12 protein-coding genes are annotated in these 12,987 nt (G+C 70.1%); 8 read left to right on the top strand and 4 right to left on the bottom strand.

The features are described from left to right. The first annotated feature begins 19 nt into the window (after positions 1-19). From ACFWY9_RS05130 to ftsW, 3 genes are all read left to right on the top strand, one after another. Positions 20-814 carry an enoyl-CoA hydratase/isomerase family protein gene (locus ACFWY9_RS05130; RefSeq protein WP_378325053.1) on the top strand — a complete coding sequence of 265 codons (795 nt, stop codon included), beginning with the start codon at positions 20-22 and terminating at the stop codon, positions 812-814. A gap of 21 nt (positions 815-835) precedes the next feature. Further along, positions 836-1,612, top strand: a complete 777-nt coding sequence (locus ACFWY9_RS05125) for an SDR family NAD(P)-dependent oxidoreductase (protein ID WP_378338202.1) — start codon at positions 836-838, stop codon at positions 1,610-1,612. Positions 1,613-1,817: 205 nt separating this feature from the next. Next, positions 1,818-3,131: a putative lipid II flippase FtsW gene (ftsW, locus tag ACFWY9_RS05120; protein ID WP_378338201.1), complete on the top strand. Its 1,314-nt coding sequence runs from the start codon at positions 1,818-1,820 to the stop codon at positions 3,129-3,131. Positions 3,132-3,149: 18 nt separating this feature from the next. On the opposite strand, the gene ACFWY9_RS05115 is transcribed toward ftsW, so the two are convergent. The 3 genes from ACFWY9_RS05115 to ACFWY9_RS05105 all read right to left on the bottom strand — a co-directional run bounded on the left by ACFWY9_RS05115 (position 3,150) and on the right by ACFWY9_RS05105 (position 6,149). Then, the gene (locus ACFWY9_RS05115) at positions 3,150-3,950 is read right to left on the bottom strand and encodes a TIGR03084 family metal-binding protein (protein ID WP_378325050.1); all 801 of its coding nucleotides are present in this window, start codon (positions 3,948-3,950) and stop codon (positions 3,150-3,152) included. 94 nt (positions 3,951-4,044) lie between these two features. Further along, positions 4,045-5,562: a glycerol-3-phosphate dehydrogenase/oxidase gene (locus ACFWY9_RS05110; RefSeq protein ID WP_378325049.1), complete on the bottom strand. Its 1,518-nt coding sequence runs from the start codon at positions 5,560-5,562 to the stop codon at positions 4,045-4,047. Further along, complete coding sequence (locus tag ACFWY9_RS05105) at positions 5,559-6,149, bottom strand: TetR/AcrR family transcriptional regulator (RefSeq protein WP_378325048.1); 591 nt, start codon at positions 6,147-6,149, stop codon at positions 5,559-5,561. Before ACFWY9_RS05105 ends, ACFWY9_RS05110 begins: the two co-directional genes overlap by 4 nt. Positions 6,150-6,214: 65 nt before the next feature. On the opposite strand from ACFWY9_RS05105, the gene ACFWY9_RS05100 reads away from it, so the two are divergent. After that, positions 6,215-7,795, top strand: coding sequence for an FAD-binding oxidoreductase (locus tag ACFWY9_RS05100; RefSeq protein WP_378325047.1), 1,581 nt, complete (start codon positions 6,215-6,217; stop codon positions 7,793-7,795). A gap of 76 nt (positions 7,796-7,871) precedes the next feature. After that, entirely contained in the window at positions 7,872-8,795 is a 924-nt protein-coding gene (locus tag ACFWY9_RS05095; protein ID WP_378325046.1) for a diacylglycerol kinase, read from the top strand. A 71-nt stretch (positions 8,796-8,866) separates the two neighbouring features. On the opposite strand, the gene ACFWY9_RS05090 is transcribed toward ACFWY9_RS05095, so the two are convergent. Beyond that, positions 8,867-9,247, bottom strand: coding sequence for a hypothetical protein (locus ACFWY9_RS05090; RefSeq protein WP_378325045.1), 381 nt, complete (start codon positions 9,245-9,247; stop codon positions 8,867-8,869). Positions 9,248-9,914: 667 nt separating this feature from the next. On the opposite strand from ACFWY9_RS05090, the gene ACFWY9_RS05085 reads away from it, so the two are divergent. The 3 genes from ACFWY9_RS05085 to ACFWY9_RS05075 all read left to right on the top strand — a co-directional run bounded on the left by ACFWY9_RS05085 (position 9,915) and on the right by ACFWY9_RS05075 (position 12,961). Continuing rightward, on the top strand, positions 9,915-10,709 hold the full coding sequence (locus ACFWY9_RS05085) for an MlaE family ABC transporter permease (RefSeq protein ID WP_378325044.1): 795 nt from the start codon (positions 9,915-9,917) through the stop codon (positions 10,707-10,709). A gap of 10 nt (positions 10,710-10,719) precedes the next feature. Continuing rightward, positions 10,720-11,589, top strand: coding sequence for an MlaE family ABC transporter permease (locus tag ACFWY9_RS05080; protein WP_378325043.1), 870 nt, complete (start codon positions 10,720-10,722; stop codon positions 11,587-11,589). Positions 11,590-11,665: 76 nt separating this feature from the next. Further along, entirely contained in the window at positions 11,666-12,961 is a 1,296-nt protein-coding gene (locus tag ACFWY9_RS05075; protein ID WP_378325042.1) for an MCE family protein, read from the top strand. Positions 12,962-12,987: the final 26 nt, after the last annotated feature.

The raw sequence follows: 12,987 nt of genomic DNA, 5'->3' as shown, positions 1-12,987 counted from the left end.
CGCGGAGCGAGGCGTTCGCATGAACGGGGAAAGGCGGATACACCAGCACCTCGTGGAGACCAGGACGGGCGCCGTCGCGACGTTGCGGATCGACCGGGAAGGCGCGCTGGGCGCCTTGTCCCGGTCGATGGTCGAGGCACTGGGCGGTTACCTGACCGCGCTGCGGTCCGATGAGGACGTTCGCGTGCTGGTGCTGACCGGCACCGGGCGCGGGTTCATCGCGGGAGCGGACATCAACGAGTACTCCGGGGTCACCCGGACCGCGTTCGACGACTACCAGAAGCTTTCGCGCGGCGTTTTCGACCAGCTGGCCCAGTTGCCCCAGCCGACGATCGCGGCGGTCAACGGGTACGCGCTGGGTGGCGGCTTCGAAATCGCGCTGTGCTGCGATTTCCTCGTGGCCTCCACGGCCGCGCGGTTCGGGCTGCCGGAGATCTCACTCGGCCTGCTCCCCGGCGGGGGCGGTACCGTGCGGCTGGCGCGGCAGATCGGCGTTCGGCTCACGAAGGAGCTGGTGCTGACCGGGCGGCGGCTCAAGCCCGACGAGGCGCAACGGCTCGGGCTGCTCACCGCGCTGACCGAGCCGGACGATCTCCTGGCCCGCGCGGGCGAACTGGCCGCGACCATCGCCGCACAGGCACCAATCGCGGTCCAGGAGGGCAAACGGCTGGTCGACGACGGCGTCGAGACCGGGCTCGCCGCCGCGCTCACCCGCGAGCAGCAGGTGTTGTCCTGGCTGTCCACAACGGACGACGCGCGGGAGGGAGTCGCCGCGTTCCTGGAAAAGCGCGCGGCGGTTTTCCGCGGCCGGTGATCACGTTCGAGGAGGAGTCCGATGGGATTCGACGGCAGGGCCGCGCTGGTCTCCGGCGGCGGTAGCGGGATCGGTGCGGCGACCGCGCACCTGCTGGCCGAGCGTGGCGCGGCGGTGGGTGTCGCTGACATCGATGCCACCGCTGCGAGCGCAGTGGCCGCCGAGATCACCGCCGCGGGCGGGAAGGCGGCCTCGACGCCGTGCGACATCCGCGACGCGGCGTCAGTCGCCACGGCCGTCAAGTCCATTTCGGACTCCTTGGGCGGTATCGACGTACTGGTCCAAAGTGCCGGAATCGTCAAGTACGGCACGGTCGTCGACACGCCGGAGTCCGACTGGGACGCGGTGCTCGAGACCAACGTCAAGGGCCTTTACCTCCTGGCGAAACACTGCGTGCCGGTGATGCGGGAGCGCGGCGGCGGAGCCATCGTCTCGGTGTCCTCGGCACAGGCCTTCGCGAGCCAGCCGCTGGTCGCGAGCTACACCGCGAGCAAGGCGGCGCTGGTGGCACTGACCAAGACCCTCGCGATCGACCACGGTCCGGACCACATCCGGGTCAACTGCGTCGCCCCCGGTTCGGTCCGGACGGCGATGCTGGAGGACAGCGCGCGGCAGTTCGCGGGCGGCGACACCGAGAAGGCGTTCGCGGATTGGGGAAACCAGCACCTGATCGGGCGAGTGATCGAACCTCGCGAGGTCGCCACCGCGATCGCGTTCCTCGCCTCCGCCGACGCGAGCGCGATCACCGGCACGACGCTGCTCGTCGACGGCGGCCTCACCGCCCGCCTCGCCGTCTGATCACGCGAGATCTCCGTCTGATCACGCGTGATCTGCGTCTGATCACGCGTGTCCTCCGGACGGGCACGGGTCCGGCGTGTTCCCCTGGCAGGAGGGCGAAGCGTGTCCCGGCCACATGGTCAAATAGTTGTGCAAGTATTGAAGCAATGAGCCGAGGAGGACCCATGCCCACCGCCGACCCGTACCGCCGTCGAGGCGCCAGAGCATGACGGCCGGCCAGGCGGGCGCACGGAAACGCGGCAAAACGGGCGTGATCGCGGTACGAGACGCCTTGACCGGCTGGTTGTCGCGCCCGCTCGCGTCGTTCCACCTGGTACTCGGGTTGTGCGGGATTCTCGCGGTGATCGGCGTGGTGATGGTGCTCAGCGCGTCCTCGGTGTCCTCGTACGACCCGGCGACCGGCACCGGGCAGTACGCGCAGTTCCAGAAACACCTGGTCTACCTCGGCATCGGCGCCCTCGTGTTCTGGCTCGGGCTGCGCACACCGCTGGCGAAGATCCGGAAGCTCGCGCCCGCGTCGATGATCGTGTCGATCGGGGCGTTGCTGCTGGTGCTGACGCCGCTCGGGTCCAGCGGCGGCGGGGCGCAGCGGTGGTTCGTCATCGCCGGGCAGTCGTTCCAGCCGGTGGAAGTGGCGAAGCTCGCGCTGGCGCTGTGGGGCGCGCACGTCCTCGTCGCGAAGTACAACCTGCTGCACCAGTGGCGGCACCTCATGGTCCCGGTCGTCCCCGCGGCGCTGCTGATGTTCGCGCTCGTGATGGCGCAGCCGAACCTGAGCGGCACGATCACGCTCGGCGTCGTCCTGCTCGGGCTGCTGTGGTTCGCCGGGATGCCCAAGCGGTTGTTCGCGATGCTGCTGCTCGGCGCGGCCGCCGGTGCGGGCGTCCTCGCCGTCGTCGCGAAGTACCGCCTCGCGCGGGTGCTGTCCTTCCTCTCCTCCAGCCCGGACACGAGTGACGAGGGCTACCAGGCACAGCAGGCGCTGTACGCGCTGGCGGACGGCGGCTTCTTCGGCAAGGGCCTCGGCCAGGGCATGTCCAACTGGGGCTACCTGCCGGGTGTGCAGAACGACTTCATCTTCGCGCTCGTCGGCGAGGAGCTCGGCTTCCTCGGCTGCGCGGTCGTGATCAGCCTGTACGTCGGCGTCACGATCGTCGGGATCCGGATCGCGACCCGCAACATCGACCCGTGGATCCGCATCGTCGCCGGCACCCTGACGCTGTTCGTCGTTTCGCAGGCCGCGATCAACATCGGCTACGTCGTCAACCTGCTGCCCGTCACCGGCGTCACGCTGCCGCTGGTGTCCTACGGCGGATCGTCGCTGCTGGTCACGATGCTCGTGTTCGGCATCCTCGCCAACTGCGCCCGCAACGAGCCGCAGGCCGTCGCGGCCCTGCGCAACCACGGGCCGGGCAAATTCGGCACGCTGCTGCGGCTGCCCGCGCCCCAGCCGTACGTCCCGCAGGCCCGCACCCGCCCGCGGGCACGGCCGCCCGCACGGCGCCGCGCCCCTCGCTGACCCCTTGCGGAGAGGAGGTCAGCGGCGGAACTGACCGGGGCGGCGGCCTTCGCCCGCCGGGCCGCGGTACGCCTGCGCGATGTCGAGCCACTGCTCGGCGACGTCGCCGGTCGCGGTGAGCGCGAGGTCGTCACGGTGACGACGGCGCGTGGCGAGCAGGCAGAGATCCAGGACCGGCCCGGCGATCCGCTGCGTGGCGTCCTCCGGCCCGGTGGCCCACGGCTTGCCCGACGGCGTGGTCAGCTCGAACCGGAACTCGGCGTCCGGGGTGGGCAGGTTCCGCGCCTGGTAGCCGAAGTTCCAGGTCCGCGCGATGAAACCGGCGAGGAAGACGATCCGGTCGGTGCGCGCCGGCTGGAGGTCGAGCGCGTCCGCGATGTCCTGGCCGTGCGCGAACAGCTCCATCATCCCGGCGCAGGCCAGCACGAACGGCGGCAGCGGGTTGACCAGCCACGGCACGAGCGCGTCGGCCGGGACCGCGGCCAGCGCCTTGATGCCGGTGTCCCGCTCCGTGCGCCAGCGGGAAAGCAGCACCTCCGGCGGGTCGTTGACGAACTCGGCGAGCGCGCCGTTCACCGCGGCGTCGAAGGCCTTGCCGTCCTTCACCCCCGAGGTCAGCTCGCCGAACCCGGCCGGGTCCGCGGCCGCCATCCCGGCGATGCGGAAGATGAACGCGAGGTGGCCGATCTGGTGGGTGATCTTCCAGCCGGGCGCGGGCGTGTCGAGCCGCCACTGCTCCGGGCTGAGATCCGCGACGAGGCGGTCGACCTCGGCGGCCTCGGCCGTCAGAGCCGCGATCACGGTACGCAGGTCGGTCACGACAGTCCTCCTTGGCGGCAACGGGCCCTTCCCTGTGTCCCGAGTGTCCGCCAGCGAACGGCCGTGGTCTTCTCCCACCGTGCACAGCTGTGGCTCAGAGGTGGTGCGCGGCAACGATTTCGGTCACGGCGGACTCGGCGCGCCCGGCATCGGCAGGAACGAGCCCGAGCCGGGTACGTCGCTCGAGGACATCGGCGACGTCGAGCGCGCCCTCATGGGACACGGCGAACTCGACCTCGGCACGCGTGACGTCGATCCCGTCGGCGACCGGTTCCAGCGGACGCGGCACCGTCGCGGCGTCGACGACGGCACGAGCGGAACCGCCGTACCTCGCGACCAGCGACGCCGGGAGTCCCCCTGACGGCACGCTGTCCGGATGGCCCGGCGCGCCGACCAGCGGCAACGTCGTGGTGCGGCAGGGCAGCGCGCTCAGCCCGCGCAGCCGGACGGCGGCGTCGACGGCGTCCTGCGCCATCCTGCGGTAGGTGGTGAGCTTCCCGCCGACGACCGTGACGACCCCGGACGGTGACTCGCGGACGGCGTGCCGGCGCGACAGGTCGGCGGTGCTGCCACCGCCGGAGTCGATGAGCGGCCGCAGCCCCGAGTAGCTTCCGCGCACGTCGTCGCGGGTCACCGGAGTCCGCAGGTAGGCGTTGACCGTGTCGAGCAGGAAGGTGACCTCGTCCTCGTCCGCCACCGGGACGTCGGGGATCGGACCGGGCGCGTCGACGTCGGTGAGGCCGACCACGACCCGGCCGAGCTGCTGCGGCAGCGCGAACACGAACCGGCTGGTCGAACCGGGGATCGGCACGGTCAGCGCGGCGCGCGGGTGGCCGAACGCGGCGGCGTCGAAGACCAGATGCGTGCCCCGGCTGGGCCGCAGCCGGATCGACCGGTCCACCTCGCCCGACCAGACCCCGGCCGCGTTGATCACCGCTCGGGCGCGCAGCGTCAGGGTTTCGCCGGTGAGCGTGTCGGTCAGCCGCGCGGACGTGCCGTCGACGTCCTCGGCACGCACGCGGGTGAGCACCTTCGCGCCGTGCTCGGCGGCCGTCCGTGCGATCGTCACGACGAGCCGCGCGTCGTCGACGAGCTGGCCGTCGTGCGCGACGAACGCACCGCCGAGCCCGTCCGCGCGGATCTGCGGAGTGAGCGCGAGAGCCTCGGCCGGGCCGATGCGCCGCGCCGGCGGCAACCTCGACGCCGGGGTCCGGGCGCCGACACGCAGGGCGTCCCCGGCCAGGAATCCCGCCCGGATGACCAGCCGCTGCGCGCGGCCGATCGAGGGCACCAGCGGGACGAGCTGGGGCAGCGGCCGGATCAGGTGCGGGGCGGTCCGGGTCATCAGGATCCCGCGTTCGACAGCGCTTTCGTGGGCGACACCGACCTGGCCGCTCGCCAGGTAACGCAGGCCGCCGTGCACCAGCTTCGAGCTCCAGCGGCTGGTGCCGAACGCGAGGTCGTGCGCCTCGACGAGCACCGTCCGCAGCCCGCGTGACGCGGCGTCCAGCGCGGCGCCCGCGCCGGTGACGCCACCACCGATGACCAGGACGTCGACATCGGCGAGTTCTTCCAGCGCGCGAGCACGCGTCTGTCCATTGAGGACTGTCATGAGGCGAGATATCCGTTCAGTGCCTTGGCGAGTTCGCGCCGCCACGCCTCGTCGGGCAGCAGGTCCGCGACCATGCGGTGCGATTGGACGGTCGACTGGGCGATGAGCAGCACCATCGCGGCCAGCTCCATCGGGTTCCCGGCACGGATCGAGCCGTGCTTCTGGCCCCGTTCGATCCCGTCGGCCAGCGCCGCGAGCAGGCCGCGCTGGCTGGTGCCGAGCCGCTCGACGACGTATTCGGTGAGCAGCTGCGGTTCCGAGACGAGCAACGCGCCGAGCAGCGGGTGGTCCCGGATCCGGATCGCGATCTCGACCGACCGCTCCACCAGGGATTCGCGGTCGTCGCCGGTGTCCGGAACGGCCTCGCGCGTCCGCAGGACCTCGCGGGTCAGCAGCGCGCCGATGACCGCGCGGACGTCGGGCCAGCGCCGGTACACCGTGGGCCTGCTGACGCCGGCACGCCGTGCGATCTCGGCCAGCTGGGTGCGCTGCACACCGAAGTGGACGATCAACTCGGCGGCGGCGTCGAGGATGACGTCGTCGGTGCTGCGGGAATCACCCCGTCGGGGATCGTTACGGCTTGACATTATGTGTAACACTGTAGCCCATGGCCGCCGGAACGCAAGCACCTCGTTCACTGCCCCGCCCACCCATGCGATGGGACGCCTGGGGCGACCCCGCCCTGGCGAAACCGTTGTCGGACAACATCAAACAGTTGCTCCAGCAGGTGCTGGGCACGTCGGCCGACGACGTAGCCGAGCGGTCCGCCGACGACGTCCGCTTGCTGCCTTCGGCACTGCCGGAGGAGGATCGCGCCGCGCTGGCCGCCATCGTCGGACCCGAGTACGTCGGCGTCGCCGACGCCGATCGCCTGCCCCGCGCGGGCGGGAAGTCCACTGTGGATCTTTACCGCCGCCGGAGCAGCGAACCCCAGGACGCGCCGGACGCCGTTGTGCTGCCCGGTTCGGAGGACGACATCGCCGCCGTCCTCGCCCACTGCGTGCGGCGCCGGATCGCGGTGGTGCCGTTCGGCGGCGGGACGAGCGTGGTCGGCGGCGTGGACCCGATCCGCGGCGACTTCACCGCGGTGATCACGCTCGACCTGCGCCGCTTCGACCGGCTCGAAGCGCTCGACCCGGTGTCCGGCGAGGCGACGCTCGGCGCGGGTCTCCCCGGCCCGAAGGCCGAAGAACTGCTTGCCGCGCAAGGATTCGAACTCGGGCACTACCCGCAGAGCTTCCGGTTCGCGACGATCGGCGGGTTCGCCGCGACCCGCTCGTCCGGCCAGGATTCCGCGGGCTACGGCCGGTTCGACGAGATGGTCCGCGGCCTGCGCGTCGTCACCCCGTCCGGCATTCTCGACCTCGGCCGCGCACCCGCCTCGGCGGCAGGGCCGGACCTGCGTGAGGTGTTCCTCGGCTCCGAGGGCGTGTTCGGCGTGATCACCGCGGTCCGGCTGCGCGTGCACCCGCTGCCCGCCGCGAAAATCCACGAGGCGTGGAACTTCCCGGACTTCGCCACTGGCGCGGCCGCGCTGCGCGCCGTCGAACAGCAGGAGACCGGGCCCACCGTGCTTCGCCTGTCCGACGAGGCCGAGACCGGGATCAACCTCGCGATGACCGATCACGTCGGCGGCGACCAGGTCGCCGGTGGCTGCCTCGCGGTGACGGTGTTCGAGGGGACCGCTGAGCAGGTGGCGGCGCGGCACGAGCGCACCCGCGCCGTCCTGCTCGCCGCGGGCGGCACGTCGCTGGGCGAAGAGCCCGCGGTGGCTTGGGAACACGGCCGGTTCGGCGCCCCGTACCTCCGTGATTCCCTTTTGGACGCCGGCGCGTTGTGCGAGACGCTGGAGACCGCGACCCAGTGGTCCAATGTGGACAATCTCAAGGCCGCCGTCACCACCGCGCTCCAGGAATCCCTGCGGGAGACCGGCACCGAGTCACTGGTGATGTGCCACATTTCGCACGTGTACCCGACCGGCGCGTCGCTGTACTTCACCGTCGTCGCCGCACAGAAGGGCGACCCGATCGCCCAGTGGTCGCACGCGAAACGCGCGGCGGGGGACGCGATCATGGCCGCGGGCGGGACGATCACCCATCACCACGCCGTGGGCGCGGACCACCGGCCGTGGATGAGCACCGAGGTCGGCGAGCTCGGGGTCCGGATCCTGCGCGCGGTCAAGGACGCGGTCGACCCGGCGGGGATTCTCAATCCTGGGAAACTGATTCCGTGAGCGATGCTTGCGAGCGAACCATGGATATCATGCGCCAAAAGGGATTCAACACTGTCTCGCGAAGCGAGTCGATCGCATGAAGGACATCCGCTCGGTGGTGGTGCTGACCAATCCGGCCGCCGGTGCCGGGCACGCCGACCGGGCGGCCCGGCAGGCGACCCGACGCCTGCGTGACCGCGGCGTCGACGTTCTCGACGTCGCGGGCGGGGACGCGGAGGACGCCTTCCGGCTCGCGGCCGAAGCGGTCCGGCAGCGGGTCGACGCGCTGGTGGTGGTCGGCGGAGACGGCATGATCTGCCTGGCGTTGCAGGCATTGACCGGCAGCGATGTCCCGCTCGGCATCGTCCCCGCCGGGACGGGAAACGACCACGCCAGGGCGTACGGCCTGCCGACCGGCGACCCCGAAGCCGCCGCCGACGTGATCGCCGACGGCCACGTCGAGACGGTGGACGTCGGCCGGATCGAGGCGGACGACGGCACCCGCCGCTACTTCGGTTCCGTGCTGGCGGCGGGGTTCGACTCACTGGTCAACGACCGCGCCAACAGGCTCCGGTGGCCGCGCGGGCGGGCCCGGTACAACCTGGCGATTCTCGCGGAGTTCGCGAATCTGCGGCCGTTGCCGTTCCGGCTGACCCTGGACAACGGGCTCGTGCTGGAGCAGGACGTCCTGCTCGCGGCGGTCGGCAACACCGCGAGCTACGGCGGCGGGATGCGGATCTGTCCCGGCGCCGACCACACCGACGGCCTGCTCGACGTGACCGTGGTGCGTGCCATGCCACGCCGGACGGCGCTGCGATTCCTGCCCACCGTGTTCGCCGGAACGCATGTCCGGCACGCCGGGGTGGACACCTACCGGACCGCGTCGGTGCGGCTGGAATCGCCAGGGATCACGACCTACGCCGACGGCGAACCGGTCGCCCCGCTGCCGGTGGAAGTCAGCGTCCTGCCGGGGGCGCTGTCCGTTCTCGTTCCCCGCAAGGAATCCCGTCTGTCCACATAAGACAACGGCGTGGCGCGGTCGGCAGGCTGGAGTTGCCGACAGCGCCACGCCGTCATGTCATCGAGCCGGGATCAGGACTTGTTGCCGTTGCAGGCCTTGTAGTTGGAGGGACTGGCCGGGTTGAGCCAGTTGAGCGGGCCGTTCCACAGCCACGGGGCGACACAGAGGTTGTTGCCCACCTCGATGCCGTGGTGCCCTCCGGACACGTTGCCGTTGCAGGCACTGTAGTCGTTGCCACTCCCGATGTTGCCCACGTTGCCGGGGCCGTTCCAGAGCCACGGAAGCGCGCACGCGTTGTTCAGTACGCTGATGCCGCCGTGGTTGCGGTGGTCACCCCTGCCGTGATCCGTCGTCGTCGCCGGCGAGGCCGACGCCGTGCCTGCCGCGACCACCATCGCACCACCCACGAGCACGCCGGCGATCACAGTCCTCTTCAGCGAAACCATACTCACGAGAACGCTTCCTCTCCACGTCACTTCAGGGATAGCCGATGGCGGCCAAGGACTTCCGTCCTCGTGGTCACCTGCGACTACCGAGCAGTCTCCGCGCAGAACCGGGTCACGAAAAGAAAACACGGGCTTGATCACTCGAAGGTGTCGCGTGTGGACCTCCTTCGACGGACTCTTGGTGCAGACAAACACTTTCGAGCTACAACGCCGGGGTGCGAGGTCCCCGATTCCGGACTATGTTGGCTCACCCGATCCGGGCACCGTCCGGTTCGATGGCACCTTCCCGGATTGGTGGTACACGCTGTCCACCGCGAGTCCGCCGAGTCCACAAGGGACGAACCAGCACGATGACCGACGTCCCGCTACACGTTGTTCGAGGATGTCCCGAAAGCGTCGTTCGGGACGTTCAACGTCGGCTACGCGTCGTTCGGGACGTGGCTCCGACGCCGGGGCGGCCCGCCGCCACACCGAGGGACGCCCCCGTCGCACCCAACGCACCAAGGGCGTCCCTCGGCACAGCGCGCGGAAGCCCCAATCCCCATGCCCGGGCAAGGCACTGACCTGCGCCGATGAGCGATCCGGTCACGGACCGTGCGCGATCGGGTCATCCAAGGCAGGCTTGTCGCGGCCTATCGTCGATCGGTACCTCAACGAGAGAGGTCGTCGCCGTATGAGCACGAGATCGTCCAGCGCCACCTTCCCCGGCGCGGCGGTGTTCGGCCAGGTCGGCCGCATCACCGCGCTGTTTCTCGCGGTCGCGCGCGGCGTCTTCCGCAGACCGTTCCAGCTCCGCGAGTTCCTTTACCAGTCCTGGTTCTTCGCGAGCGTCACGATCCTGCCGACGGCGCTCGTCTCGATCCCGTTCGGCGCGGTCGTGGCGCTGCAGCTCGGATCGCTGACGCAGCAGATCGGCGCGCAGTCGTTCACCGGCGCGGCGAGCGGGCTGGCGATCGTGCAGCAGGCGAGTCCGCTGGTCACAGCGTTACTCGTGGCGGGGGCGGGCGGCAGCGCGGTGTGTGCCGACATCGGGGCCCGCACCATCCGCGAGGAGATCGACGCCATGGAGGTCCTCGGCGTCGATCCGATCGCGCGGCTCATCGTGCCGAGGGTGCTGGCCGCGATTCTCGTGTCGGTGCTGCTGAACGGCCTGGTCAGTGTGGTCGGCATGGTCGGCGGGTACGCGTTCAACGTCCTCGTGCAGGGCGGGACGCCGGGTGCCTACCTCGCCAGTTTCAGCGCACTCGCGCAGCTGCCCGACCTGACCATCTCGTCGCTCAAAGCCGTGCTGTACGGGCTGGTCGCCGGCGTCATCGCCGCGGACCGCGGGCTGCACCCCAAGGGTGGCCCGAAGGGTGTCGGCGACGCGGTCAACCAGTCCGTCGTCATCACCTTCCTGGTGCTGTTCCTGATCAACGTCGTGCTGACCGGGATCTACCTGCAGGTGGTCCCGCCGAAGCTGAGCTGAGGGGCCGTCGATGACCACCACCTCCCCGGAACCCCCCGTCGTCGCCCGCGCGAAGCGGGCCGCCGCCAGGACGTTCGGCAAGCCGTCGGACGGACTGGCCGACATGGGCCGCCAGTTCGCCTTCTACGGCAAGGCGATCGCCTGGATTCCCCGCACCCTGCACCGCTATCTGCGGGAAACGCTGCGGCTGCTGGCCGAGGTGTCGTTCGGCAGCGGCGCGCTCGCGGTCATCGGCGGCACCCTCGGCGTGATGATCGGCATGACGATGTTCACCGGGACCATCGTCGGCCTCCAGGGCTATTCGGCGCTGAACCAGCTCGGCACCAGCGCGCTGACCGGGTTCTTCACCGCCTACTTCAACACCCGCGAGGTCGCGCCGCTCTCGGCGGGCCTCGCGCTTTCGGCCACGGTCGGCTGCGGCTTCACCGCCCAGCTCGGCGCGATGCGGATCTCCGAGGAGATCGACGCGCTGGAGGTCATGGCGATCCCGAGCCTGCCCTACCTCGTCACCACCCGCGTGCTCGCCGGGCTGGCCGCGGTGATCCCGCTCTACGTCGTCGGCCTGTTCACCTCCTACATCGCGTCGCGGCAGATCACGGTGTGGATCTACGGCCAGTCCGCGGGCACCTACGACCACTACTTCACGCTTTTCCTTCCCCCGCAGGACGTGCTGTGGTCGTTCGGGAAGGTGATCGTCTTCAGCCTCGTGGTGATCCTCAGTCATTGCTACTACGGCTACAAGGCGTCCGGCGGCCCGGCGGGCGTCGGGGTCGCGGTCGGGCGGGCCGTGCGGACGTCGATCGTCTCGCTGACCATCCTCGACTTCTTCCTCAGCCTGGCGATCTGGGGCGCCGACACGACGGTGAGGATCGCCGGATGAGCGAAGCTTGCGAGCGAATCATGGACACCATGCGCCAAAAAGGATTCAACACTGTCTCGCGAAGCGAGGCGATCGCATGAGGTCGCTGGGGAAGCTGCGGTATCACCTGCTCGGGGTGGCGTTCCTGCTGACGCTCGCCTGCTTCGTCACACTCACGATCGCCTTCTACCGCAAGGCTTTCACCACCACCGCGCCGGTGACCGTGCAAACCGACCACATCGGCAACCAGATGCGCGTCGGCGCGGACGTCAAGCTGCGCGACGTCGTCGTCGGCACCGTTTCCGAGGTCCGGTCCAACGGCCGGTACGCCGAGATTTCCCTTGCGCTGCAACCGGATCAACTCGGGCACATTCCGGCGAACGTGTCGGTTCGGCTGCTGCCGAAGAGCCTGTTCGGCGAACGGTACGTCTCGCTGGAGGTCCCCGGCCGGGCCGCGGCCGAGCCGCTCGCACGGGGCGCGGTGATCGGCCAGGACAGCAGCCAGGACGCCATCGAAACCGAAAAGGTGCTCGACGATCTGCTGCCCGTCCTCCAGGCCGTGCAGCCGGAAAAGCTGTCGTCGACGCTACACGCGGTGTCGACAGCGCTGGACGGACGAGGCAAGAGCATCGGCGAGACCATCGGAATGCTCGACAGCTACCTGCGCCGGATCATGCCGAGCATCCCGGACCTCACCTCGATCATCGCCGACACCCCGGCCGTCACCGGCACCTACAACCGCGCCGGGCCGAAACTGCTCGACGCGCTGACCGACCTCACCACGACCAGCCAGACCCTGGTGCAGGAGCGAGCCAAGCTCCAGAACCTGTTCTCGGTGGCCACGACGGCGACGATGGACGTCAACCAGTTCCTGGCCGCCAACAAGGACAATTTCATCCATCTCGTCGCTTCGAGCCGCCCCGCCGCCGAGGTGCTGGCCAAGTACGCGCCGGAGTACCCGTGCCTGTTCGGCCAGCTGGCCGACATCGTGCCGAGGGCCGACGCGTTCTACGGCAAGGGAACGGACCACCCCGGGATCGCGAAGTTCACCATGGAGATCACCGCGAGCCGCGGTCAGTACCTGCCCGGCGTCGACACCCCCCGCTACGACGATAAACGCGGTCCACGCTGCTACGACCTGTCGAAGACCGGGAAGTTCCCGCCGCAGTACCCGGCGGATGGTCCGTTCGCCGACGGCTCCTCGAAACCTCCGGGATTGAAACCCGGTGGTGGGAGCGCTCCCGCCGGGGACGTCGCGAACTCCGCCGCGGAGAAGGAACTGCTCGGCAGCCTGCTCGCGCCGCGGCTCGCGGTCGCGCCCAGTGCGGTGCCGGGCTGGGCGGGTCTGCTGGTCGGACCGCTCTACCGCGGAGCGGAGGTGACCGTGTCATGAGCGACGCTTGCGAGCGAATCATCAAC

The sequence above is a fragment of the Amycolatopsis sp. NPDC059027 genome (assembly GCF_042739735.1).
Lineage (GTDB): Bacteria > Actinomycetota > Actinomycetes > Mycobacteriales > Pseudonocardiaceae > Amycolatopsis.
Note: the sequence above shows the minus strand (reverse complement) of the source record. Positions and strands in the feature narration are given on the sequence as shown.